The sequence below is a fragment of the Pandoraea aquatica genome (assembly GCF_902459565.1).
Taxonomy (GTDB): Bacteria; Pseudomonadota; Gammaproteobacteria; order Burkholderiales; family Burkholderiaceae; genus Pandoraea; species Pandoraea aquatica.
The window spans coordinates 217,115-240,870 of the sequence record NZ_CABPSN010000002.1; the positions used below are offsets into that span (position 1 = coordinate 217,115).

General features: G+C 62.6%; 19 protein-coding genes. 11 read left to right on the top strand and 8 right to left on the bottom strand.

The genetic code is table 11. From position 1 onward, the window contains the following. Positions 1-3: 3 nt before the first annotated feature. Positions 4-969, bottom strand: a complete 966-nt coding sequence (locus PAQ31011_RS06435) for an aliphatic sulfonate ABC transporter substrate-binding protein (RefSeq protein WP_150575775.1) — start codon at positions 967-969, stop codon at positions 4-6. 732 nt (positions 970-1,701) lie between these two features. On the opposite strand from PAQ31011_RS06435, the gene PAQ31011_RS06440 reads away from it, so the two are divergent. Both PAQ31011_RS06440 and PAQ31011_RS06445 read left to right on the top strand, forming a co-directional pair. Then, positions 1,702-3,945: a TonB-dependent receptor gene (locus PAQ31011_RS06440; protein ID WP_150575069.1), complete on the top strand. Its 2,244-nt coding sequence runs from the start codon at positions 1,702-1,704 to the stop codon at positions 3,943-3,945. A gap of 162 nt (positions 3,946-4,107) precedes the next feature. After that, a complete protein-coding gene (locus PAQ31011_RS06445) occupies positions 4,108-4,794 on the top strand; it encodes a Fe2+-dependent dioxygenase (protein ID WP_150575070.1) in 687 nt (228 codons plus the stop codon). Positions 4,795-4,889: 95 nt separating this feature from the next. Here the strand turns inward: PAQ31011_RS06445 and PAQ31011_RS06450 are convergent, their stop codons facing one another. Both PAQ31011_RS06450 and PAQ31011_RS06455 read right to left on the bottom strand, forming a co-directional pair. Beyond that, positions 4,890-5,459 (bottom strand): Spy/CpxP family protein refolding chaperone, encoded by a 570-nt coding sequence (locus PAQ31011_RS06450; protein ID WP_150575071.1) that lies wholly within the window; start codon positions 5,457-5,459, stop codon positions 4,890-4,892. A gap of 262 nt (positions 5,460-5,721) precedes the next feature. Continuing rightward, the gene (locus PAQ31011_RS06455) at positions 5,722-6,129 is read right to left on the bottom strand and encodes a DoxX family protein (protein WP_150575072.1); all 408 of its coding nucleotides are present in this window, start codon (positions 6,127-6,129) and stop codon (positions 5,722-5,724) included. A gap of 379 nt (positions 6,130-6,508) precedes the next feature. Between PAQ31011_RS06455 and PAQ31011_RS06460 the strand changes: the two genes are divergently transcribed. From PAQ31011_RS06460 to PAQ31011_RS06470, 3 genes are all read left to right on the top strand, one after another. Continuing rightward, complete coding sequence (locus PAQ31011_RS06460) at positions 6,509-7,096, top strand: hypothetical protein (RefSeq protein ID WP_150575073.1); 588 nt, start codon at positions 6,509-6,511, stop codon at positions 7,094-7,096. 153 nt (positions 7,097-7,249) lie between these two features. Next, positions 7,250-7,651: a PaaI family thioesterase gene (locus PAQ31011_RS06465; protein WP_039394559.1), complete on the top strand. Its 402-nt coding sequence runs from the start codon at positions 7,250-7,252 to the stop codon at positions 7,649-7,651. A gap of 44 nt (positions 7,652-7,695) precedes the next feature. Next, positions 7,696-8,541, top strand: a complete 846-nt coding sequence (locus PAQ31011_RS06470; protein WP_150575074.1) for a patatin-like phospholipase family protein — start codon at positions 7,696-7,698, stop codon at positions 8,539-8,541. 67 nt (positions 8,542-8,608) lie between these two features. Here the strand turns inward: PAQ31011_RS06470 and PAQ31011_RS06475 are convergent, their stop codons facing one another. Further along, positions 8,609-9,619, bottom strand: coding sequence for a D-2-hydroxyacid dehydrogenase family protein (locus PAQ31011_RS06475; RefSeq protein WP_150575075.1), 1,011 nt, complete (start codon positions 9,617-9,619; stop codon positions 8,609-8,611). 453 nt (positions 9,620-10,072) lie between these two features. On the opposite strand from PAQ31011_RS06475, the gene PAQ31011_RS06480 reads away from it, so the two are divergent. The 3 genes from PAQ31011_RS06480 to PAQ31011_RS06490 all read left to right on the top strand — a co-directional run bounded on the left by PAQ31011_RS06480 (position 10,073) and on the right by PAQ31011_RS06490 (position 12,853). Beyond that, positions 10,073-11,959, top strand: coding sequence for a phosphoenolpyruvate carboxykinase (GTP) (locus PAQ31011_RS06480; protein ID WP_246179414.1), 1,887 nt, complete (start codon positions 10,073-10,075; stop codon positions 11,957-11,959). Between the two features lie 239 nt (positions 11,960-12,198). Further along, the gene (locus PAQ31011_RS06485; protein ID WP_150575076.1) at positions 12,199-12,405 is read left to right on the top strand and encodes a hypothetical protein; all 207 of its coding nucleotides are present in this window, start codon (positions 12,199-12,201) and stop codon (positions 12,403-12,405) included. A gap of 28 nt (positions 12,406-12,433) precedes the next feature. Then, positions 12,434-12,853, top strand: coding sequence for a type II toxin-antitoxin system VapC family toxin (locus tag PAQ31011_RS06490; RefSeq protein ID WP_150575077.1), 420 nt, complete (start codon positions 12,434-12,436; stop codon positions 12,851-12,853). Positions 12,854-12,885: 32 nt separating this feature from the next. Here PAQ31011_RS06490 and PAQ31011_RS06495 read toward each other — a convergent pair whose 3' ends face one another. Further along, positions 12,886-13,518 carry a response regulator gene (locus PAQ31011_RS06495; RefSeq protein WP_039394571.1) on the bottom strand — a complete coding sequence of 211 codons (633 nt, stop codon included), beginning with the start codon at positions 13,516-13,518 and terminating at the stop codon, positions 12,886-12,888. Beyond that, on the bottom strand, positions 13,515-14,903 hold the full coding sequence (locus tag PAQ31011_RS06500) for a cache domain-containing protein (protein ID WP_150575078.1): 1,389 nt from the start codon (positions 14,901-14,903) through the stop codon (positions 13,515-13,517). Before PAQ31011_RS06500 ends, PAQ31011_RS06495 begins: the two co-directional genes overlap by 4 nt. 429 nt (positions 14,904-15,332) lie before the next feature. On the opposite strand from PAQ31011_RS06500, the gene PAQ31011_RS06505 reads away from it, so the two are divergent. Continuing rightward, on the top strand, positions 15,333-17,399 hold the full coding sequence (locus tag PAQ31011_RS06505; protein WP_150575079.1) for a carbon starvation CstA family protein: 2,067 nt from the start codon (positions 15,333-15,335) through the stop codon (positions 17,397-17,399). A gap of 38 nt (positions 17,400-17,437) precedes the next feature. After that, positions 17,438-17,635 (top strand): YbdD/YjiX family protein, encoded by a 198-nt coding sequence (locus PAQ31011_RS06510; protein ID WP_039394580.1) that lies wholly within the window; start codon positions 17,438-17,440, stop codon positions 17,633-17,635. Positions 17,636-17,792: 157 nt separating this feature from the next. Here PAQ31011_RS06510 and hemN read toward each other — a convergent pair whose 3' ends face one another. Beyond that, positions 17,793-19,343 (bottom strand): oxygen-independent coproporphyrinogen III oxidase, encoded by a 1,551-nt coding sequence (hemN, locus tag PAQ31011_RS06515; protein WP_425495089.1) that lies wholly within the window; start codon positions 19,341-19,343, stop codon positions 17,793-17,795. A gap of 459 nt (positions 19,344-19,802) precedes the next feature. Between hemN and PAQ31011_RS06520 the strand changes: the two genes are divergently transcribed. Beyond that, the gene (locus PAQ31011_RS06520) at positions 19,803-20,762 is read left to right on the top strand and encodes a LysR family transcriptional regulator (RefSeq protein WP_150575080.1); all 960 of its coding nucleotides are present in this window, start codon (positions 19,803-19,805) and stop codon (positions 20,760-20,762) included. Between the two features lie 132 nt (positions 20,763-20,894). On the opposite strand, the gene PAQ31011_RS06525 is transcribed toward PAQ31011_RS06520, so the two are convergent. Continuing rightward, a complete protein-coding gene (locus PAQ31011_RS06525) occupies positions 20,895-23,603 on the bottom strand; it encodes a DNA topoisomerase III (RefSeq protein WP_150575081.1) in 2,709 nt (902 codons plus the stop codon). Positions 23,604-23,756: the final 153 nt, after the last annotated feature.

Genomic DNA, 23,756 nt, shown 5'->3' on the forward strand with positions numbered 1-23,756 from the left:
CCCTCAGGCGGGGGCTTGCCAGATGGTGGCATCGGCGGCGTCGATGCGCTTGGGCAACAGTCCTGCCTGCGTGAAGACGTCGGCAATACGCTGTTGCTCGGCGACGGCCTCGCGTACGACCGGCTGCACGTCGTAGCTGCGGCGCTTGTTGGCGGCCTCCACGGTGGCGACGTCAAGGCCCCATACCGGCGACAGCTGCGCTGCCGCCTCATGCGGGTTGGTGCGTACCCACTGACCTGTCTCGCGCAACGTGCGATAGACGTCGCGCAGCACAGCGTCGTGATCGCGCGCGAAGGCGGGCGTGGCGAGGTAGTAGCGCTGATAGCCCGCCAGTCCGCGTGCGGTGGTCAGGGTGCGCACCTTGTCCTGACGCTCGACGCTCGCGAGGAACGGATCCCACGTCACCCAGGCGTCGACGTTGCCGCTGGCGAATGCCGCACGGCCGTCGGCCGGGGTGAGATAGGCGGGCTGCACGTCGTTGATTCGCAGACCAACGCTTTGCAATGCTGCGATGAGCAGATAGTGCACGCCCGCGCCCTTCGTCACGGCGATGCGCTTTCCCTTGAGATCCGAGAGCGTTTTGATGGGGGAGTTCTGTGGCACGAGAATCGCTTCGGCGTCCGGCGACGGGGTCTCGCGCGCGACATAAGCGATGCGTGCGCCGGCCGCCTGGGCAAATACCGGCACCGTGTCTGCGACGTCCGCCGAAAAGTCGATGCTGCCCACGTTGAGCGCTTCGAGCAGCGGCAATCCGCTCGTGAATTCGTGCCACGTCAGCGTGACGTTGTGTGGGGCCAGTGCCCGCGCCAGCGTGCCGCGCGCCTTGGCGAGCACGATGAGCGTCGACGACTTCTGATACCCGATGCGCAGGGTGAGCGGGGCGTTGGCCGCGCGCACAGTGCCGCTATGCGTCAGCACACCGGCCGCGCCCGCGATGCCCAGCGCATTGAGCGCGCCGCCCGCGAGCATCGCGGTGCCCGCGCGCTGAAGGAAGCGCCGGCGTGCAGGCGGCGGCGACGAAAGAGAGGTGTCGTCGGTGTTGCCGGTGTTGTCGAGGGCAAGGCGAGCGGAATCGGGCTGGCGAGTCATGAGCGATGCTAGGTGAGAGCGGTGAGCGGGAGCGCCGTGAACGTGCACATGAATGTGAACGACGGGACAGCGCGATAGCGCAACATGCGGCGCGCTGCGCCGTCGCCACTTGTAACGCAATGGATCGCGCACACGCCAATAAGCGATTCGGCTTTGCTTAGCGTTGTCGTTGTCATATCGATAGCGGCCGATGTGCCCGCCATCCGTCCGCGCCCGAAAACGCCCTGGAACACGGCGATATCGACAGCCAAAACCGCCGCAATGCCCGTCAAGTGCGCAAATTGCGTGGAAGTTCCGCTTTCGTTGCGTCTTCGCCCTTAGTGAAAACCCTGTGTTTCGGGTGCGCGAGATCATCAATAGCGATTACAGGTCGACGAAGCAATCTGAATGCTTTCATTGCCTTACCGCAAGTGCGCACCGAACTGGTGCGAATGTGTTACGACGTATTACAAAAAATCGAGTGATTTCAGTGAGTTACCGCAGCGTGCGTGTCTTGTAATGAAAATCATTCCTATTTATATTCGCGCCCCAGATCACTCCTGTGACGTCGTGCCGTCGAGCACGCATTTGTACGCATTCGTACTCACTCGTTCCGTCGTACTTTCAACCACCATGATGCAACGCAAGCCGCTGGCCCTGGCAATGATGGCGATCTTCGCCACGCCGCTCGCTGTCACCTACGCCCCGAATGCGATGGCGCAAAGCACCGCACCGAACGCGCCCGTCACCAATCAGGCCACGCCGGCACCCGCACCTGCTGCCTCCTCACCGGCGGCGGCGCTGCCGCAGACGGATGTCTCCGGCACGTCGATTCGCGACGAGTACATGCGTGATATGTCGACAGCCGGCGGCAAAGTGCCCACCGCGATTCGCGACATTCCGCAAACGGTCACGGTCATCGACAAGGCGGTGATGCAGGCGCAGGGTGCGACGTCGTTCGCCGATGCGTTGCGCAACTCCCCCGCGATTACGCTCGGCGGTGCCGAGGGCGGACAGATCGGCAACAACATCAACCTGCGTGGCTTCAATGCGCGTACGGACATCTATCTCGACGGCTTCCGCGACCGTGGCCAGTACTATCGCGACACGTTCGATCTGGATGCCATCGAAGTGCTCGAAGGCCCGTCGTCGATGCTCTTCGGGCGTGGGTCGACCGGGGGTGTCATCAATCAGGTGAGCAAGCAGGCGAACCTCAAGCCGCTGAACGAAGTGTCGGGCACGATCGGGACGAACGACCGGTATCGCGGCTCGTTCGACTTCAATCGTCCGCTCTCGGACACGGCCGCCTTCCGCATCAACGGCTTCGGTCAGGACATCCACACCACGCGCGACGTGCTGTACAACCAGGACTGGGGTGTCGCACCGACGCTCAAGCTCGGTATCGGCACGCCCACGGAAATCACGCTCTCCGCGCTGGTCCAGCACAACCGTGACATGGCGGATTACGGCACCGTCGGCTTCAACGGCAACCCGCTGCCCATCTCGAAGAATCAGTTCTACGGGCTGACCACCGACCGCACCGTGCAGGACGTGGTGAGCGTCACGGCCAAGATCGAGCACAAGGTCGACGACAGCCTGAAGATCACGAACCAGACGAACTACAGCCGTTATTCGATCGATGCGATCGAGACGTCGCCACACGCGGTCGGTATCTCCAACGGCAAGGGGGGCTTTACCACGCTGCCGACCGGGCCGACGCCGGGACTGCCGTCGTACTCGCTCGATCAGCTCTCCGTGCAGTTGCAAAGCCACGATCGTCAGATCACGGATACGGCGCTGTTCAACCAGACCGACGTGGTGAAGAAGTTCAACACGGGATCGATCAAACACACCCTGATCGCCGGTGCGGAACTGGGCCGCGACACGTACGAGAATCAGACGTATCTGCGCACGGGCGCGGGGCAGGCGTCGGGCTTCCTTGGATGGGTTCCGGCAAACAGCACGGCGTACCTCGCCAGCCTGCCGAACGTCACGACGTCGACCGGTAACCTTGCGCAAGGCTCGGCAGAGACGGTGGCGTTCTACGCGAACGACACCATCGAGCTGAACAAGCAATGGAAGATCATCGGCGGTCTTCGCTGGGATCGCTACAAGGCGCAGCTCTCGAACACGATCAGCGCGCCGGGCTATGCGACGCAGACCGTCAATTACACGAGCGTGCGCACGGGGGTGATCTATCAGCCGAGCGAAGCGCAGTCGTATTACTTCTCGTACGGCACGTCGTTCAATCCGGCGCTTGAGACGCTGACCGTCACCAACAACACGCAGGCGTTGCCGCCGGAGACGAACGAGTCGTTCGAAGTCGGCAGCAAGTGGAATCTGTTCGACGACAACCTCTCGATCAGCACGGCGCTGTTCCAGGTCACGAAGAACAACGCACGCACGCAGACCGGTACGTCGGGCGAGTACACCAACGCGGGCAAGGTGCGCATTCGCGGCGCGGAAGTAAGCGCGACGGGGCACATCACGTCGAACTGGCAAGTGATGGGCGGCTACATGTTCCTGAACTCGCAGGTCGTGCAGGCCAACGACGGCACGCAGGGCAACGTGCTGGCGAATACGCCGCGTCACTCGCTCACGCTGTGGTCGACTTACACGCTCGGCCACTGGGAAGTGGGCGGCGGCATGAACTACATGTCGATGCGCTACGCGGCGAACACCAACCTGATTCGTGTGGGCGGCTACACGCGTTGGGATGCCACCGTGGCCTACCATCAGCCGAAGTACGACATTCGCTTCAACCTGCTCAACGTGTTCAACAAGACGTATTGGGACGGGCTGATTCAGTCGGACGGCGGTCGCGCGACGCCGGGGATCGGTCGCACGGCGCTGCTCACGGGGACTTACCGCTTCTGAGGCTTCCGAGGCCTCTGATCGTTGCCCGGGAGGGCTGAGCGGGGAGGCTGCGCGCTGGTCGTCACGCCGTCCCGCGCTCCACAAAATGACGCACAATACGAGGCGCGAGCCGGCATCAGTCGCCGGCGTCGCGCCTTGTGCTTTCTTCGAAGGACGCCGCCGATGCAGCTCCGAATACCGAATGTCCTCTCCGACGATCAGGTGCGTTGGGTCCGTACCAAGCTCGACAACGCGGGCGACGCCTGGGTCGATGGCCTCGCCACGGCGGGTTATCAGGGCGCGCCCGTCAAACAGAACCAGCAGATCGACGAACGCTCGCCCGTCGCGCACGAACTTGGCGACATGATTCTCGCCGCACTGGAGCGCAATCCCTTGTTCATCAGCGCCGCGCTGCCGAACAAGGTCTACGCGCCGATGTTCAACCGCTACGGCGAAGGCATGCATTTCGGCAACCACGTGGACGGCGCGATTCGTCTACAGCCGGGCAGCGGCATGCGCATTCGCACCGATATTTCCGCCACGCTGTTTCTCGCGTCGCCGGACGAATACGACGGCGGTGAACTCGTCATCGAAGATCAGTACGGTGCGCATCAGGTGAAGCTCGCGGCAGGGGACATGGTGCTGTACCCGGCCACCAGTCTGCATCGCGTCAATCCGATTACCCGTGGTGTGCGCGTGGGGTGCTTCTTCTGGGTACAGAGTCTCGTGCGCGACGACACGCAGCGCACGTTGCTCTTCGATATGGATAACGCCATTCAGCGTCTGAACACGACGCAGGCGGACGAGACAGCGCGTCGCACGCTCGTGGGCTGTTATCACAACCTGCTGCGGGTCTGGAGCGAGACCTGAGCGTACGCTGAGCAAAAAACGCCCGATCCCTCTTGAAGGGACCGGGCGTTTCACAACATGCCGGGCGTTCGCGCCCGGCGGCGCTGGCCTCGCGCTTATTGTGCCTGACCGGCAGGTGCCGGCGTCGGTGCGGGAGCCGGGGCGCCCTTGTGCATCTGGCCGCGATGCTGCATCGCCTTGTCATGCCAGGCCTTCATCTTCGCCCAGCGTGCCTTGATGGCATTGCTCACAAGCACCTTCTGGTCGTTATTCAGGCCGTTATACACGTTCAGCCACGCATCTTCGGTCTGGCTGCGAAGCTGGCGGTTCTGATCGAACACCTTTTCGCGGGCGGCACGCATGCCGGCCAGATCGAGTACCTGCTGATCCTTCGCCTGACCGATCATCTGACGGAATTGCTCGCCGTTCTTGCGCATGGCGTCGCGATTCTGCTTCGACGTGGTCACAGCTTGCTGCCAGGCCTGTTCCTGTTGCGCGTTGAGCTTCAGTTGGTCGTGCAGCTTGCTGATGTTACCCAGCCCCCAGGGGCCGTGGTCGCCGCGCATGTGATGCATGGCGGCGTGCGGTCCGGTGGCCGGCGCAGGGGTGTCCGCGGCATGGGCGACGCCGAACATCGCGGTGGCGGCAACGATGGCCGACGCGGCGGCGATCTTCAGTTTGCGCATGGTGTTGACTCCTTTTGATACTGCCGGAATTGGCAGTTTCAGAGTAAGTCATCAGTGAACCTAACAAGTTGCAAAGTGCAACGGCTGTATTACTCAGCGTTACCAGCGCCCGCGTTTGCAACATTCCGAAACGACTCGGCCCGCCATTGCCGGGTCTGGCAATGGCGGGCCGTGCTGACGAAACGCGCGACATCCCGCGCGTCGTCCGGTTCCCTAAGGGGCGCGCTTTCGTATCGTTTGGCGCCTTTCGGTCCCTTCCCGATCAGTCCCAGGCGCCGCGACCGCCCGACACGCTGTAACGGCCAGCGCCGAAGAGGATCACGCACAGGCCCATGAACAGATAGAAGCCTTGCAGCTCCAGCGCCCAGCCGCCGGTCTTCGACAGATCGCCCAGTTGGCTCAGGTGCACCAGCGAGAAGGCGACGAGCATGTTGCCCACGACAAGCAGACCGCCCAGACGGGTGAGCACGCCGAGAATCAGCAGGACCGGGGCGAGCACTTCACCCAGATATGCGCCATAGGCGAGAAACGCCGGCAGACCGTGCGACGTGATCATGCCCTCGATAAAGCCGACACCGTTGATGACTTTGCTGACGCCGTGAAACAACAACAGGATGCCGAGGGTGAGGCGCAAGATCAGTTTGCCGAGATCGTCTCTGGTGCTCTGCATGGTGAAGGCTCCTTCTTGACTCGCTTGTTCGCGTAAGGGGGCTGACAGGTAACGGAGTGGCGCGCCCCCTTCGATGTCTGAAACGTCGGAACAGGTGGGGCGTGCCGGCCAAATGGGCACCACTGTATCAAAACGTTACGGCGCTGTCTGCGGGTGTCCCAACGATTTCATGGACATAGCGAAAGACGACCCCGTCACCGCGATTACACGCCGTTACTTTTCGGACTGCCGCGTTACACGACGGCTGTCGGCGGGCGGCCTTCGGGCTTCGTTATTACGGACAAGGACGCAGCAAATCGCCGGCAATTCCGCCGGCAGGTGCGATCCCCCCGTCGAGTCTCCGACGAAGCAAAACGCCCTAAGGCATAAGGATTCCATCATGAACGTCCGTAAAACTCTGATTCTGAGCGCTGTGACCGTGGCTTTCGGTGGCTTGTTCGCCTCGCAGGCGTTCGCCCAGGGCACCGCGACCGAAACGGCGCGCGACATCAATCAGCAGCAGCGCATCGAGAACGGCCTGAAGAGCGGTCAACTGACGACCAAGGAAGCGTCGAGCCTGGAGAAGGGCGAAGCGAAGATCGACAAGATGCAGGCCCACGCCGATCACACCGGTGACACTGCCGCGCAGAAGGCACGCATCGCCAACGCGCAGAACAAGGAAAGCGCGAAGATCGGTCAGCTCAAGCACAACGACCGGGTGGCGAACCCGACGTCGAAGTCGTCCGAGCGTTTGCAGTCGGACGTGCAACGTAACGTCAATCAGGAGAAGCGCATCGCGCAGGGGCAAGCGGCCGGAACGTTAAACAACAAGCAGGTCGGCAGTCTCGAGAAAGGGCAGGCGCATGTCGATGCCGCCGAAGCGCACGCCGCCAAGAACGGTCACGTGAGCGCAGGCGAGCAGTCCGGCGTTCAACACCGCGAGAACCATCAGAGCCAGCGTATTCGTCAGGACAAGACGAATGGCTAAGCGCCTTGCATCGGGGCGTCATTCAGTCGTCCTGATGGGATTCGAGCGGTCTTGAGTCTGTACTCTATGTGCCACCCCTTACCGGGTGGCACGCTTGTTTTGGGGCTATCATCGGCGTCACGAAAACAAGCATGACGACGGAGGATGGACAGGATGGAGCTGGTGCAAGCGCAAAAGATGCTCGAAGAACTCGTCTCGCCGTGGGTGCGGCAACTGAATCTGCAAATCGAAGCCGTCGGCCCCGACGAAAGCGAGCTACGGTTGCCGTTCGATGCCGCGTTCAAGCACGGTGGCGGCGTGATCTGCGGACAGGTGTTCATGGCGGTGGCCGACACTGCGATGGTCGTGGCGTTGTCCGCCGCGCTAGGTGGTTTCCAGCCGATGACGACGGTCACGCTCAACACGCAATTCATGCGTCCCGTCACCGACGGCGATCTGCGCGTGATCGCGCGGATTCTGCGTCGCGGCAAGAATCTGGTGTTCGGCGAGATCGAGATTTTCGACGCGTCCGGCAAGATGGCCGTGCACGCAACGACCACTTACGCGCTGCTGTGACGCATGGATGGCGGCGTTGCAACGTCGCCTCAGAGGAGACCCCGATGTTCGATCAGATCGTCTTTGCCGGCGGCGGCAACCGCTGCTGGTGGCAGGCCGGATTCTGGGAGCGCGTCTCGCGCGAGGTGCCGCTGCGTCCGCGTGTCATCACCGGTATTTCTGCGGGTGCAGCCACGGCGTGCATGCTGCAGATGCGGGCGTCGGACTGGGTGATGGATTACTACCGGCAGGCGCTCGCGGGGAATCGCAAGAACGCTTACTGGGGCAACCTGCTGCGACGCGAGCGGGTGTTCCCGCATTACCGCATCTACCGTCAGGCATTGCTCGACATCTACGACGGTCAGCTCGACAAGCTCGCTGCCGGGCCGGAGATTCGCGTGGGCGTGTCGCACATCCCTCGATGGCTGGGACCGCGCAGTGCGACGGCGGCCGGACTCGTGGCGTACAACATCGACAAGCACTGGCGGCGTACGCTGCATCCGACGCTCGCCCGCAGCCTCGGTTTCCGTCCGGAGTTCGTGCGTGCGCAGGACTGCCGCACCACGGAGGAATTGGCGGATCTGATGTTGCAATCGTCGTGCACGCCGCCGTTCACGCCGATTCTGCGACGTGGCGGCCGGGCGGTGCTCGATGGGGGTATGGTCGATAACGTCCCGGTCGATGCGCTCGATGCGACGCCCGGACAAGTGCTGGTGATGGTGACGCGGCGCTATCCGCGTCCGCAGATCTTCACGCAGCATCACGGCGGGCAGGACCGGCTGTATGTGCAGCCGTCCGAGCCGGTACCGATTTCAAGCTGGGATTACACGCGCCCCGAGAACATGGCGCCGGCATTCGCGCTGGGCCGCAAGGACGGTGAGACTTTCCTGCGGCATCTGGCGTCGATGTGATTGCGAGCGCTTGTAGCCGTGTGACCGCGCCGACTTCGCGTTGGCGCTGCAATGATGTCGCGCAGGCTTAACGTCCGAAGCCGAGCAGAGCGGCTGGATTCGCAACGTGCGAACGATCGCCGTTCAGGAAGTTGACGATGTTCTCGAAGGCGACTCGGAAGTACAGCTCGTAGCTCTCGCGCTCGACGTAGCCGATGTGCGGCGTGCACACACAGTTCTCCAGACGCAGCAGCGGATTGCCTTGCAGAATCGGCTCGCTCTCGAAGACGTCGATGGCGGCCATGCCGGGGCGTGCGCGGTTCAGCGCGGTGATGAGGGCGTTCTCTTCCACCAATTCGGCGCGGCTCGTGTTGACGAACAACGCCGTGGGCTTCATCTGCAAGAGGTCTTCCAGTTTCACGACGTGACGCGTCTCGTCGTTCAGACGCAGGTGAACCGAAAGTACATCGCTTTGCGTGAAGAGTTCTTCCTTGCTGTTCGCGACGCGCAGACCGTCGGCGGCCGCCGCTTCGCGTGACCCTTCGCGGCCCCACACCATCACTTCCATCCCGAATGCCTTGCCGTAACCGGCAACGAGGCGGCCGATCTTGCCGTAACCCCACAAACCGAGCGTCTGACCCCGCAGCACCTGCCCCATCCCGAAATTCGGCGGCATGCTCGACGACTTCAGGCCCGATTGCTGCCATGCGCCGTGCTTGAGGCTGGAGACGTACTGGGGAATCCGGCGTTGGGCGGCCATGATCAGCGCCCAGGTGAGTTCGGCCGGTGCGATGGGGGAGCCGACGCCTTCGAGGACGGCCACGCCACGTGCGGTACAGGCGTCGATGTCGATGTGATTGCCGGCGCGCCCGGTCTGGCTGATGACACGCAGGCGCGGCAGCTTGTCGATGAGTTGCGCGGTGATGGCGGTGCGCTCGCGAATCAGAACGAGTACCTCGGCTTCGCCGACCCGGGCTGCGAGCTGCCCGACGCCTTTTACCGTGTTGTTGAAGACCTTGACGTCATGACCGGCCAGAAGGGAGAAAGAATCGAGCTTGCGAACGGCGTCCTGATAGTCGTCGAGAATGGCAATTTTCATGGCAAAGCGTAATCGGATCGGCGCAGAACGGCGGCATTCTGCGCAGACGGAACAATTGTCGGAGCCCACCCCGACGGGCGGGCATGCTTGTTCTGGACGTGGGCGGCGCGAGGCGTTGCAACCCCTTCGCCGCCTTGTTGCGACGCAGCACCGGCGCAATTTTTGCGGTGGTATGCTGACGCCTCGTTTTGCATAGTATGGCAGGTGTCCTGGCAACCATGGCGAAACCGCCTAAACACGATGGCAAAAAATCGAACCCACCCCGCAAATGCGAGTCGGATCGGGTGAGTGAGACGCCAACTGTGACGTTCTTCCGGTATCCCCAGCCGGATGGACCGCCCGGTCACGCAGGGCGCCTGCACGGTGCTCTTATATAAGGACGACCGGTGCTCGCACCCGCCGGTACTTCAACGTCTGCTTCGATTTCCCCGACTCTGCATGGAGACAACCCCCATGACGCAAGCCAGTGTGAGCGCTAACGCGCTCAACGCCTCTTCCTCGTCCAATGTTGCTACTCGTGATTTGCCCGGCTGGGTGCGTCACCGCAAGCTGATCGACTGGGTCTCGCATATCGCGGCGATCACGCAACCCGAGCGCGTCGTCTGGTGCGACGGCTCGCAAGAGGAGTACGACCGTTTGTGCGAGCAGATGGTTGCCGCCGGGACAATGCAGCGGCTCAATCCCGCCAAGCGCCCCAATTCGTTCCTCGCGCTGTCCGATCCGTCGGATGTCGCGCGCGTGGAAGATCGCACGTTCATCTGTAGCGAGAAGCGTGAAGACGCCGGCCCGACCAATCACTGGATCGATCCGGCCGAGATGCGCACCACGCTCGACGGCCTGTTCCAGGGCTGCATGCAGGGTCGCACGATGTATGTCGTGCCGTTCTCGATGGGCCCGCTCGGCTCTCCGATCGCACACATCGGCGTGGAATTGTCCGACACGCCGTACGTCGCGGTGAACATGCGCATCATGACGCGCATGGGGCGCGCCGTGTACGACGTGCTCGGCGACGACGGCGAGTTCGTGCCGTGCGTGCATACCGTCGGTGCACCGCTCGCCGCTGGCGCGAAAGACGTGGCGTGGCCGTGCAACAGCACGAAGTACATCGTTCACTTCCCGGAGACACGCGAGATCTGGAGCTATGGCTCGGGCTACGGCGGCAACGCACTGTTGGGCAAGAAGTGCTTCGCGCTGCGCATCGCCTCGACGATGGGGCGCGACGAAGGCTGGCTGGCCGAACACATGCTGATCCTGGGCGTGACGTCGCCGCAGGGCAAGAAGTATCACGTCGCGGCAGCGTTTCCGTCAGCCTGCGGCAAGACCAACTTCGCCATGCTGATTCCGCCGAAGGGCTTCGACGGCTGGAAGGTCGAGACCATCGGCGACGACATCGCATGGATCAAACCGGGTAAGGACGGCCGTCTGTACGCCATCAACCCGGAAGCGGGCTTCTTCGGTGTAGCGCCGGGCACGAGCGAGAAGACGAACCCGAACGCACTTGCGACGCTGGGCGAGAACGTGATCTTCACCAACGTCGCGCTCACCGACGACGGCGATGTGTGGTGGGAAGGTTTGACCGACACGCCGCCGGCGCACCTGATCGACTGGCAGGGCAAGGACTGGACGCCCGAGAGTGCGAAGGAAACCGGTCGCAAGGCGGCGCATCCGAACTCGCGCTTCACGGCACCGGCGTCGCAGTGCCCGTCGATCGATGCCGATTGGGAGAACCCGGCCGGTGTGGCGATCGATGCGTTCATCTTCGGTGGACGTCGCTCGACCACGGTGCCGCTGGTTACCGAAGCGCGCGACTGGACCGAGGGCGTGTACATGGCCGCGACGATGGGCTCGGAGACGACCGCTGCCGCAGCCGGCCAGCAAGGCGTGGTGCGTCGCGATCCGTTCGCGATGCTGCCGTTCTGCGGCTACAACATGGCCGACTACTTCCAGCATTGGCTCGACACGGGCGCGCATCTCGACAAGACGGGCGCCACGCTGCCGAAGATCTACTGCGTGAACTGGTTCCGCAAGGGTGCGGACGGCAAGTTCGTATGGCCGGGCTTCGGCGAGAACATGCGCGTGCTGGCATGGATGTTGGGTCGTATCGACAGCACGGCGCAAGGCACGGAGAACGCCTTCGGCATCACGCCGCGCTACGAAGATATCAACTGGGACGGTCTGTCGTTCACGCCGGCGCAGTTCGATGACGTCACGTCGATGGACCCTGCCGCGTGGCATGAAGAACTCAAGCTGCACGCAGAACTGTTCGACACGCTCAAGCATCATCTGCCGCAAGCGCTGCTCGATACGAAGGCCGACATCGAGCGCCGGTTGAAGTCGTGATGTTGTCGACGCGGTGATGCCGTCGCGTTTCTAACGTTACGGCACACACACGTCCGCAGCACGATCCCGCCGAGGGAAACTTCGGCGGGATTTTTTTATTGCCTTGTGATCCTTCTGAAAGGTGTGCCAGTCGGCGCGCTGACCGGTTTTCGAAAGTCCTCCGGTGCTAGCATTTATCTCGTCATCCGAATGTTTGATTTGGATGGAGATTTTTGGTTATGGACTGAAGGAGGTGCCGTATGCACACGATGGTGATTGAAGGAATTGATGAGCAATTGATGCAGTCGCTTCAACTGCGGGCGAAAAACACCAACATTACGCCTGAGCAGGAGGTGTTGCGGGTATTGAACTACTTTGCGCGAGAGCCGGGGTTCGTCGACTTTTACGATGCGCTAACGCGTTTCCCTAACGTAGGGCTCGATAGTGATTTCGAGCGTGTTAACTGATGCTAGGTCGAGGCGAAAAGGAGCGCGCATGTTTCTGTTCGATACAAATGTCATAAGCGAGCTTAGGAAGGGCGGTGGCGGCGATGCTGGTGTTGAACGGTTTTATCGTCAGGCCGGACGCTTGTCGATGCGACGATACCTTTCCGTCATTTCGTTGGGGGAGTTGCGTCGAGGTGCCTTATTACTTCGTCATCGCAACGACTTTAGCCAGGCCGGACTCATCGAAAACTGGATTCAGGTGATGCGGGGCGAATTCGTCGACCGCATTCTGCCGATCGACATGGCGGTCAGCGAAGTGTGGGCGCACATGCGTGTACCCCACACGCAGAATCCGATCGATAAGCTCATCGCGGCAACCGCGCTGGTCCACAAGCTTGTTGTCGTCACGCGCAATGTCAAAGATTTCTCCGAAACCGGCGTGGAGGTGCACAACCCTTTCCTACATTAGACGAACAGCGCGAAAGCAGTTCTCGACGGACGTTACAGCCGGTTCTCCACCGCAAACTTGATCAACTCCGCTTGCCCCTCGATGCCGAGCTTGCGTTTGATGTTGAGGCGATGGGTTTCCACGGTGCGCACCGAGAGGTCCATTTCTGTCGCGATCTGTTTGTTCGCGAGTCCGTGCGCAATACGTGTGAGGATTTCGCGTTCGCGAGGCGTGAGCGAATCGATGGGCGCATGCGATGTAGAGGCTTGCACGACACGCGCTGCAATCGCAGCGCTGTAGTAGGCGTCGCCACGCGCCACACGTTCGATGGCCGTCACGATCTCGTGCGCGGGCGCATCCTTGAGCACGTAGCCGCGCGCACCGGCGCGCACTGCCTGACGCACATACTCCGCGTTGTCGTGCATCGAAAGAATCAGCACGGCGATATGCGGGAACTGCTCGCGAAACTGTGCCGTCAGCTCGATGCCGTTCGTGCCGCGCATGCTGATGTCCATCAGGGCGAGATCGGGCGATGCCGTCTTCGCGCGTGTCAGGGCTTCCTGTGCGTTGCCTGCTTCGCCGACGACCTGCAAGTTAGGTGCTGCGTCGAATCGCGCGCGCAGGCCGTCGCGAACAAGCGGGTGGTCGTCGATCAACAGGAGTCGAATGGGGTGAGCTTGCATCATTTGCGAGTGGTTGCGCGAAGTGCCGCTTTCACGGCGGCCGGCGTGAGCGGGACCCACGCGCTGATGGTCGTGAGGCCGGGCCAGGATTGAATGCCAAGGGCACCGCCCACGGCGTCGAGCCGTTCGCGCATATTGCGCAGGCCGATGCCGTGGCGAGGATCGTGATGCACGTCGGTGACGTCGAAACCGCGTCCGTCGTCGGCGATCGACAGATGAATGCCGTCGGATTTGAAGATGAGAAGAATCGACACGCGCGACGCATTCGCATGACGCTCGATGTTCGTCAGTGCTTCCTGCGCAATGCGGTAGAGCATTGTCTTGATATTGTCGTCGAGCATCGGCGCGTCGCCCTCGACGTTCATCTCCACAGGAAGCCCCGCGTGCGAGCCGAACTCCCGGGCGAGTTGCTCGATCGCGGCTGCAAGCCCCAGATCGTCAAGCATTGCCGGGCGCAACGCTTGCGAAATACGCCGAACTTCACCGAGCGTGCCGTTCAGGCGATCGATGGCCACGCCCAACGTCGCGCTGGCCGAGGCAGGCGACCCCGGCAGACGCATCGATGCCGATTCGAGCAGTAGCTTGACCGAGACGAGCAACTGGCTGATGCCGTCGTGCAGCTCACGCGAAATACGCGAGCGCTCCAGCTCCTGCGACTCTACGACCTGACGCGCGAGTTGCCGCAGCTTGGCGTCGGCGGTCTTGAGTTCGGTGATGTTCACGACAAGGCCGCACAGGCCGACGATGGCGAGACAGGAAGACGCGATCAGCGTGATCCAGATCAAGGTGCGGTCGATATTCGCCTGCGCGCGATCGTCGGATTCGCGCAAAGTGGCTTCGACATCGTCGAGATAAATGCCTGTGCCGATCATCCAGTTCCAGCGAGGCAGGGCGATGACGTAGCCGAGCTTCGGTGTCATCTGCTGCTGGCGCGACGGCTTCTCCCACGCGTACTGAACGTAGCCGCCGCCAGCGCGGGCCGCTGCGATGAGACGCTGGATCGTGGGTGCACCGGACTCGTCCTTGAGCGACCAGAGGTTATGGCCGACGAGTTCCGGCTGACGCGGGTGCATCAGACTGCGGCCTTCAAGGTCGTAGACGAAGAAGTAGCCGTCCTGACCGAACTCCATTCGGGCGAGCGTGGCCAACGCGGCTTCACGCGCGGCGGGGGTGTCCGGGCCGTTATATAGCGGCTCGATGGCGTTGCGCGCCAAACCCACGTAATGCAGCAGCTCGGCCCGCTTGTTGGCCAGCGATGTGGTTTGTACGGCCTCGTGCTGCGCGCGCGATAGCTCAATACCCTGGTGTCGCACGGCAAGCGCGATGGCGACCATCGCCAACGCAACCGGCAGCAGCGACAGGACGAAAAATTTCTGTCGGAGATTCATGGCATTCGATAAGCCTGCAATGCCGCGACCGCTGGTTTTTAGGGCTTGCGCTACGTACTAGCACGTAGCGAACCTGCGTAGTTTCGCGCTTGTGGCGCGTCGGGCAAACGCCAATACTACACGCCGAATCGTGGCCGGGGCTGCCGAGTGTAACTCGCAAGTCTGTTCCCGGTGTTGGCAAAGTGCCCCGCATGTGTCCCGCATGCTCACATGCGTGCATGCGCGGACCGGGCAGAGGGTCACACGCTTCGCCACCGGCCTTCGCTGTCGTCACACCCCCACAGAGGGGCGCGCGCAGCGAGCCGTACGCGAAAGCGCCGCGCGCTGCGATTCGGGACACCGACACGGTGTCACACCAAGAGGCGGGACAGTGTCGCAACGGCGCGGTCCCGGGTTGCTGCCTTAAGCAGGCAGTTCCGAGGAGAGACAATGAATCGTATCTGGCAACAACTGCCCTGGGCAGCGGTGGCCGTCGTCGGCGCGTGCGCGCTCGGCACGGTGGCGCTATCGCGCGGCGAAACCGTCAGCGCACTCTGGATCGTGATCGCAGCCGTCTGCGTTTATCTGATCGCTTACCGTTTCTACAGCAAGTTCATCGCCACCCGCGTGGCGCAACTCGACGGCACGCGCATGACGCCGGCATGGCGTCATAACGACGGCCTCGACTACGTGCCGACCAATCGCTACGTGCTGTTCGGCCATCACTTTGCCGCGATCGCCGGCGCCGGTCCGCTTGTCGGGCCCGTGCTCGCCGCGCAGATGGGCTACCTGCCGGGCATGCTCTGGATTCTCGCGGGCGTGGTGTTCGCCGGTGCGGTGCAGGACTTCATGGTGCTGTTCATCTCGACGCGTCGCGACGGCCGCTCGCTGGGCGATCTCGTGAAGTCCGAACTCGGCATGATCCCCGGTGTGATCGCGCTGTTCGGCGCGTTCCTCATCATGATCATCATTCTCGCGGTGCTTGCACTGATCGTCGTCAAGGCGCTCACCGGTTCGCCGTGGGGCACCTTCACGGTCGGGCTGACGATTCCGATTGCGCTGTTCATGGGCGTCTATACGCGCTTCATTCGCCCGGGCCGCATCGGTGAAGTCTCGATCATCGGCTTCGTGATGCTCATGGCGGCGATTTACTTCGGCCAGAGCGTGCACGACAGCGCCACGCTGGCACCGCTGTTCACGTTCGACGGCAAGCAACTGACGTGGATGCTGATCGGCTACGGCTTCGTGGCGTCGGTGTTGCCTGTGTGGCTGCTGCTCGCGCCGCGCGACTATCTGTCGACGTTCCTGAAGATCGGCACGATTCTGGCACTCGCCATCGGCATTCTGGTCGTCGCCCCTGAGCTGAAGATGCCTGCGTTCACCCAGTTCATCGACGGCAGCGGTCCGGTCTGGTCGGGCAAGTTGTTCCCGTTCCTCTTCATCACGATCGCGTGCGGCGCCGTGTCCGGCTTCCATGCGCTGATCTCGTCGGGCACCACGCCCAAGCTGCTCGATAACGAAGTCAACGCGCGCTTCATCGGTTACGGCGGCATGCTGATGGAGTCGTTCGTGGCGATCATGGCGCTGGTGGCCGCGTCGGTGATCGACCCGGGCGTGTACTTCGCGATGAACAGCCCGGCTGCGGTGATCGGTACGACGCCGGAAGCCGTGGCGCAAGTCGTCTCGGGCTGGGGCTTCACTATCACGCCGGAAGTGCTGACCTCGACCGCGAAGGCGGTTGGCGAGAACACCATCATTTCGCGCGCCGGTGGCGCACCGACGCTCGCCGTCGGTATGGCGCACATCCTGCATCAGGTGGTGGGCGGCGAAGCGATGATGGCGTTCTGGTACCACTTCGCGATTCTGTTCGAAGCGCTGTTCATTCTGACGGCTGTCGATGCAGGCACGCGTGCCGGCCGCTTCATGCTGCAAGACCTGCTCGGTACCTTCGTGCCGTCGCTCAAGCGCACGGAGTCGTTACCCGCAAACCTGATCGCCACGGGCTTGTGCGTGGCGGCGTGGGGTTACTTCCTGTATCAGGGGGTCGTCGATCCGCTGGGTGGCATCAACACGCTGTGGCCGCTGTTCGGCATCTCCAACCAGATGCTCGCCGCCATCGCGCTGATTCTCGCGACCTGCGTGCTGTTCAAGCTCAAGCGCGAGCGTTTCGCCTGGGTGACGGTACTGCCGACGCTGTGGTTGCTTGCCTGTACGCTGACCGCCGGATGGCAAAAGATGTTCGACGCGGACCCGAAGGTCGGCTTCCTCGCACACGCTGCGAAGTATCAGGCCGCGCTCGCCGAGGGCAAGCTGCTTGCCCCGGCCAAGTCGGTGGCGCAGATGCAGCAGATCGTGTTCAACGACTACGTCGATGCGACGCTCGCCGGTGTGTTCATGTTCGTTGTGGTGGCAGTCGCTGTGTTTGGGGTGCGCACCATCCTCGTCGCCCGTCGGGAAAACAAGCCGACGGCCCAGGAAACGCCGTTCGAGCCGATGCCCTCCGGGCAGCGGGTCTGAGCGCGGCGCACACATGGACGCACAGCGGAGGACACCTCATGCTCGATGAAGTCGGCAAGGTCGGACGATATCTGGGACAGGCCATGCGATTGATGGTCGGCCTGCCCGATTACGACACCTATGTGGCGCACATGCAGGCTACGCATCCGGATCGGCCGGTCATGAGCTACGAGGCGTTCTTCCGCGAACGGCAGGAGGCACGCTACGGCGGCAAGAGCGGTGGTCGCTGCTGCTGACGTCCGAGTGCGACAGCACATCTGCACGAAACATTCGAACGCGGCATCGATCACCCTTCGATGCCGTCGAGAATGAAAAACGCCCGGTGGAGATCCCACCGGGCGTTTTGCTTTTGCGCGACGGTTTGCGTGACCCATCGCCTGCGTTCTGTCGACGTCACATGACTTTGGCGCATCGCGCGTTGGCGGCGCTGCGACGGTAGGCGTCGAAGATTTGCGCCACCACACGGACGAGAAGGCGTCCGGCAGGCAGCACGCGCAGGCCGTGCGCGTCGATGGCCACGAGCCCGTCTGCCGCGAGATCGGCCAGCTCACCGAGTTCGCTCGCGAAGTATGCGACGAAGTCGATGTCGTGGGCGTCCTCGATCGCGCTGAAGTCCAGTGTCATGTGACACATGACGCGCGAGATGACATCGCGCCGGATGCGATCGTCCCGATCGAGTTGCACGCCGCGCGTAATCGCAAGGCCGCCCGCATCGATGGCTTCGTAGTACGTTTTGAGCGTCTTGGCATTCTGTGCATAGCTGTCACCCACACGACCGATGGCCGACATGCCCACACCGATGAGATCGCAATCGGCCCGCGTGCTGTAACCCTGGAAGTTGCGATGCAGCGTGCCGGCCGCTTGCGCGAGGGCGAGTTCGTCGTCGGGGCGCGCGAAGTGATCCATGCCGATGTAGACGTAACCGGCCGCCGTCAGCCGCGCGATGATCGTTTGCAGTAGCGCGAGTTTTTCGGGGCCGTCCGGCAGCGCGTCGGGCAGACTGCGCTGCATCTTGAACTGCTGCGGCAAGTGCGCGTAACTGAAGACCGACAAACGCTCCGGGGCCATCTCGATGACGGCGTCGAGCGTGTTCGAGAAGGAGTCGGTTGTCTGATGCGGGAGGCCGTAAATCAGATCGAAATTGACCGACTTGAAGCCGCAGCTGCGTGCCGCGTCCAGGGTCGCTTCGACGAGTGCGCGAGGCTGCACGCGATGAATTGCCTCCTGAACACGCGGATCGAAGTCCTGCACGCCGATGGAGAGCCGGTTGAAGCCGAGGGCACGCAACGCACGAATGGACGCCGGTCCCGCGCTGCGCGGATCGATTTCGATGGCGTATTCGGCACTGTCGTCGGGCGTCATCACGAAGTGACGACTGATGGCGTCGACGAGCGAAGCGATCTGTTCCAGTGAGAGGAACGTCGGTGTGCCGCCGCCCCAGTGCATCTGCGCGAGCGTGCGGCCCGCGCCGAGCAACGACGCCTGACGCGCGATTTCCGCGTGAAGACGTGCCACGTAGGCGTCTGCGTGCGCGCGGTTGTTCGTCACGATCTTGGTGCACGCGCAGTAGAAGCACACCGTGTCGCAGAACGGCACGTGCAGATACAGCGATACCGGTTTGCCGGTGCGCTTGGATTGCGCGGCAGCGCGAGCGTAGTCGCCCACATCGAAATCGTCGTGAAATTGCAGGGCGGTCGGATATGAGGTGTAACGCGGACCGTTCACGTCGTAACGACCGAACAGACGTGCGTCGAACTGAACGGGACTGGCCGCCGCCTGAGACGGAAGGGCTGTGCGGGCGGGCGGGGAGGCGCGGGACTGACAGCGCGAATGCCCGGGGGCCTCTCCCAAACTGCGGGACGTGCAGCCCGGGCAGGGTTTGCCAACATGCGGATCGTCAGGTGAAGTGGCGCAAGGCGTCGACAAAATGGGAAGAGGGTTCATGACGAGGCGCGTAACAATAGGAGATATTCGACTGTAGTCCCGCCGCGAACGGTGCGCCGTGACCTGCGTCAAACAGCCTTGTCAGCGGCATGCAAACCGCATCAAGCGCCTGCAATGCGGGATGTCGTTGCGCAAATTGCCGCATTGGAAGTGGATTCTTGCGTCGCGGTGCGCACGCAGCACGCCTGACGTGCACCGAAATCATTGCCGCGGCAGGCAATTTTCCGTCGTCTACGGTAAGCTAGCGCCTTATTGAAGTCCCCGCCGTGTCGACAGTCCTGGCGGCACGCGCGAGGCTCGCTCCGGAACCGCCGGGGCGGCGGTCCGACCGGTGCCCGCGGGTTTTAGCGAGTTTCCGCAGGTATCCGCAGTGCTGGCAGCTTGCCGGTCTGCCCATACGCGCATACGCCGATATGCGTTTCTGCCGGAACGACGCGGCACATCACGATTGGAAACAACATGGACCGTCTGCAATCGATGCGCGTTTTCGTCAAAGTGGCCGATAACGGGAGTTTCGCCCGTACGGCTGCCCAGATGGATCTGTCCGCCGCTGTGGTCACGCGGCACGTCGCAGAACTCGAATCGCATCTCGGCGTTCGCTTGCTCAACCGCACCACCCGCAGCCTGTCGCTGACCGGCGCCGGTCAGGTATATCTCGAACGCTGCAGGCAGATCATCGACGAAGTCGACGAAGCCGATGCCCTCATCTCCAGCGCGTCACGCGACCCCAAAGGCACCTTGAAGGTCGTCGCACCTGTGTCATTCGGGGTGCGCAACCTCGCACCGCTGGTGAAGAAGTATCAGGAGCTGCACCCGAAGGTCGTGGTCGATCTCACGCTGACCGACAGGGCCGTCGATCTGGTCGAAGAAGGTTACGACTGCGGCATTCTGCTCACGCGCATGATCAACAGCGAAAGCCTGATTTCGCGCGTGCTCGCGGAGACGCGTGTGATGCTGTGCGCTTCGCCCGCGTACATCGCCGAGCACGGCGAACCGGTCACGCCGCAGGAGCTGGGCGAGCACGGCGTGCTGGGCCTGCCCAGCGAGTTCTGGAGCGATGACCGCGTGTTTGCCGGCCCGGACGGCGAGGTGCGTGTGCGCGTGCAGAACAAGCTCATCTGCAACAACACGGCGCTGCTGCGTCAGTCGGTGTTGCTCGGGCACGGGATTGCGTTCCTGCCGTCGTATCTGGTGGGTAACGATGTGCGCGACGGTGATCTCGTGGCGCTGATGCGCAACTATTCGCAGACGCCCATCGACGTCTCGCTCGTCTACCCGAGCCGCAAGTACCTGTCGGCAAAGACGCGTGGGTTCATCGATCTGACGGTCGAGTATTTCCGCCAGAACGAAGGCATTTCGGCCGCCGAGCGCTGGGTGCCGCCCAAGATGTCGACGTCTGCCACCGAAATTCAGATGTAACGCAGCCTCGCGACATTGGCGACATCGGCCGCTGGCATCAGATGGCAAAACGGCCACTTCCCTGAGGAAGTGGCCGTTTTTCATTGCCTTGCTGCGATGAAGCCGTGAGACTTCACCGCAGGCGCAACGTGCTTAGAACGGTGCGTCGTCTTCGTCGAAGGCGGCATCGTCGGACTTCGACGCTGCCGTCTTGGTCGCCGGTTTGGTCTTCGCCGTCGTCTTCTTGGCGGCTGCCTTCTTGGCCGGTGCCTTGGACGCCGCGGTCTTCGACGCCGTCTTGCGCGCCGGCGTGGCTTTCTCTTCGCCGTCGTCACCCTTCGCGTCGCCGTCGCCAGCCTTCGCTGCGGTCTTCTTCGGGGCCTTCGCCTCGAATTCGAAGCCGATCTTGCCGTCCTTCTGCTTGGCCAGATACGCCTTGAACGTGCGACCGGTGCGCGACGACTTGAAGTTCGTCAGCAAGTCCGTCTTGCCTTCGGTGAGCAGCTTGTGGATCTGCTCGCGCGAGATTTCCTGCTGGAGAATCACCTTGCCCGACGTGAAGTCGCAGGTCTTCGGATTCGCCACGGCGTTTTCGCAGACGTAACGCATGCCGTGCTCGAACACGCGGCCGTTGCACTTCGGGCAGTGGCCGACCGGCTCCTGACCCGTGAAGTCCGGGGCTTCGCCGTCTTCGTCGCCGTTGTCCTGACCGAAGTCGAATTCGAGCTTGTAGCCCATTTCGTCATCGGGCGAGAGCTTGATGATGGCCGAGAACGGACGCCCCATCTTGCTGCGGAAACCCGACAGCGGCCCGATCGTCTTGTTCTGCAGCAGCTCTTCGACTTCCGGGATTTCGAACTGACGTCCGCCCGGGATCTTCGAGATCGAGAAGTTGCAGTTCGTGCAGGCGAAACGGCGGTAGTTTTCCTTGACCACGCCGCCGCAGTGCGGACACGGCGTCGTGAGCGTCGCGTAATCGCCGGGGATGGTGTCGGAATCGTATTCCTTCGCGCGCTTGACGATGGTCTGCGTCATTTGCGCGATTTCGTGCATGAACTCGTCACGCTTGAGGCCGCCGCGCTCGATCTGCGAGAGCTTGGCTTCCCATTCGCCCGTGAGTTCCGGCAGCGTCAGTTCGTCCACGCCCAGGCCGCGCAGGAGCGTCATCAACTGGAACGCCTTCGCCGTCGGATGCAGCTCGCGGCCTTCGCGCACGAGGTACTTTTCCGTCAGCAAGCCTTCGATGATGGCCGCGCGCGTGGCCGGTGTGCCCAGACCCTTGCCCGCCATCGCTTCGCGCAACTCGCCGTCTTCCACGAGCTTGCCCGCGCCTTCCATGGCGGAGAGCAGCGTCGCTTCGCTGTAGCGTGCCGGCGGCTTGGTTTGCAGGCCGACGGCCGCCACCTTGTCCACACCGACCTTCTCGTCCTTGGCGACCGGCACGAGATTCGGCTGGTCTTCCTTGGTGTCCTTCGCGTCCTTGCCGTCGTCAGCGCCTTCCTTGCCGTAGATGGCGAGCCAGCCAGCCTGCACGAGCACCTTGCCTTCCGTCTTGAAGTGGTGACCGACCACTTCCGTGATGCGGGTCGTCACCTGATACTCGGCGGCCGGGAAGAACACCGCCAGGAAGCGCTTGACCACGAGGTCGTACAGCTTCTGCTCCGGCTCGGAGAGGTTCTTCGGCGCTTGCAGCGTCGGGATGATGGCGAAGTGATCGCTGATCTTGCTGTTGTCGAAGATCCGCTTGTTCGGCTTGACCCAGCCCTTGTTCAGGACCTGATTGGCGAACTGGTGATAATTGTTGCTCTCCTTGAGCACCGTCATCGTTTCCTTGACGGTCTCCAGGTAGTCTTCCGGCAGCGCGCGTGCGTCGGTACGCGGGTATGTCAGCACCTTGTGCTTTTCGTACAGCGCCTGTGCCAGACCGAGCGTGTTCTTGGCGGAGAAACCGAAGCGGCTGTTGGCTTCGCGCTGCAAGCTGGTCAGATCGAACAGCAGCGGCGAGAGCTGGCTCGACGGCTTCGATTCTTCCGTGACAGTGCCGTGCTTGCCGCGCACCGCGGCGACGACCGACTCGGCGGCGGCCACGCTCCACAGACGCGAATCGCGCTGCTCGGGATCGAATTCGTTGCGCTTGAAATTCGGATCGAACCAACGGCCTTCATAGAAGCCTGCGGCGGCGACGAACTCGGCTTTGACTTCCCAGTAGTCGCGCGACACGAACTTGCGAATCTTTTCTTCGCGCTCGACCACGATCGACAGCGTCGGCGTTTGCACGCGACCGACCGTCGTCAGGAAGAAGCCGCCGCCCTTGCTGTTGAACGCCGTCATGGCGCGCGTGCCGTTGATGCCGACCAGCCAGTCGGCTTCGGCACGGCTGCGCGCGGCGTCGGCCAGCGGGAGCATGTCGTTGTCGGTGCGCAGGCGCTTGAAGCCGTCGCGAATCGATTGCGGCGTCATCGACTGAAGCCACAGGCGCTGAACCGGTTGCTTGGCCTTCGCGTGCTGGGCGATCAGACGGAAAATCAGTTCCCCTTCGCGTCCCGCGTCACAGGCGTTGATCAGGACATCGATGTCCTTGCGCTTGATGAGACGGGTCAGCACCTTCAGACGCGACTCGCTCTTGGCGATCGGCTTGAGGTCGAAGTGCGGGGGAATCACGGGAAGGTTGGCGAAGCTCCACTTGCCGCGTTTGACTTCATAGTCTTCCGGCGCGCCGATTTCGACGAGGTGGCCAACCGCCGACGAGACGACGTAATCGTCGTTCTCGAAGTACTCGTCATGCTTGGTAAAGCCGCCCAGCGCCCGCGCGATGTCATTCGCGACGGACGGTTTCTCGGCAATGATCAGAGCTTTTGACATGACGTTAGGTAATGTTGAGGGGGTGTCGCCAAGCGACATTCGTTGGCTTTATAACATATAGCCAATCCGGCGTTGCCGTCGGATCGGGCACAAGGCGTGCCTGAAAGCGGCACATCATAAGCGCGTCGCAAGCCGTCGGCAAGGGCGGGGCCG

Bases quoted from the DNA above. Each gene is read 5' to 3' on its own strand.
- PAQ31011_RS06435 (WP_150575775.1), bottom strand. From the start codon at position 969: ATGCTCGCGGGCGGCGCGCTCAATGCGCTGGGCATCGCGGGCGCGGCC.
- PAQ31011_RS06440 (WP_150575069.1), top strand. From the start codon at position 1,702: ATGATGCAACGCAAGCCGCTGGCCCTGGCAATGATGGCGATCTTCGCC.
- PAQ31011_RS06445 (WP_150575070.1), top strand. From the start codon at position 4,108: ATGCAGCTCCGAATACCGAATGTCCTCTCCGACGATCAGGTGCGTTGG.
- PAQ31011_RS06450 (WP_150575071.1), bottom strand. From the start codon at position 5,459: ATGCGCAAACTGAAGATCGCCGCCGCGTCGGCCATCGTTGCCGCCACC.
- PAQ31011_RS06455 (WP_150575072.1), bottom strand. From the start codon at position 6,129: ATGCAGAGCACCAGAGACGATCTCGGCAAACTGATCTTGCGCCTCACC.
- PAQ31011_RS06460 (WP_150575073.1), top strand. From the start codon at position 6,509: ATGAACGTCCGTAAAACTCTGATTCTGAGCGCTGTGACCGTGGCTTTC.
- PAQ31011_RS06465 (WP_039394559.1), top strand. From the start codon at position 7,250: ATGGAGCTGGTGCAAGCGCAAAAGATGCTCGAAGAACTCGTCTCGCCG.
- PAQ31011_RS06470 (WP_150575074.1), top strand. From the start codon at position 7,696: ATGTTCGATCAGATCGTCTTTGCCGGCGGCGGCAACCGCTGCTGGTGG.
- PAQ31011_RS06475 (WP_150575075.1), bottom strand. From the start codon at position 9,619: ATGAAAATTGCCATTCTCGACGACTATCAGGACGCCGTTCGCAAGCTC.
- PAQ31011_RS06480 (WP_246179414.1), top strand. From the start codon at position 10,073: ATGACGCAAGCCAGTGTGAGCGCTAACGCGCTCAACGCCTCTTCCTCG.
- PAQ31011_RS06485 (WP_150575076.1), top strand. From the start codon at position 12,199: ATGCACACGATGGTGATTGAAGGAATTGATGAGCAATTGATGCAGTCG.
- PAQ31011_RS06490 (WP_150575077.1), top strand. From the start codon at position 12,434: ATGTTTCTGTTCGATACAAATGTCATAAGCGAGCTTAGGAAGGGCGGT.
- PAQ31011_RS06495 (WP_039394571.1), bottom strand. From the start codon at position 13,518: ATGATGCAAGCTCACCCCATTCGACTCCTGTTGATCGACGACCACCCG.
- PAQ31011_RS06500 (WP_150575078.1), bottom strand. From the start codon at position 14,903: ATGAATCTCCGACAGAAATTTTTCGTCCTGTCGCTGCTGCCGGTTGCG.
- PAQ31011_RS06505 (WP_150575079.1), top strand. From the start codon at position 15,333: ATGAATCGTATCTGGCAACAACTGCCCTGGGCAGCGGTGGCCGTCGTC.
- PAQ31011_RS06510 (WP_039394580.1), top strand. From the start codon at position 17,438: ATGCTCGATGAAGTCGGCAAGGTCGGACGATATCTGGGACAGGCCATG.
- hemN (WP_425495089.1), bottom strand. From the start codon at position 19,343: ATGAACCCTCTTCCCATTTTGTCGACGCCTTGCGCCACTTCACCTGAC.
- PAQ31011_RS06520 (WP_150575080.1), top strand. From the start codon at position 19,803: ATGGACCGTCTGCAATCGATGCGCGTTTTCGTCAAAGTGGCCGATAAC.
- PAQ31011_RS06525 (WP_150575081.1), bottom strand. From the start codon at position 23,603: ATGTCAAAAGCTCTGATCATTGCCGAGAAACCGTCCGTCGCGAATGAC.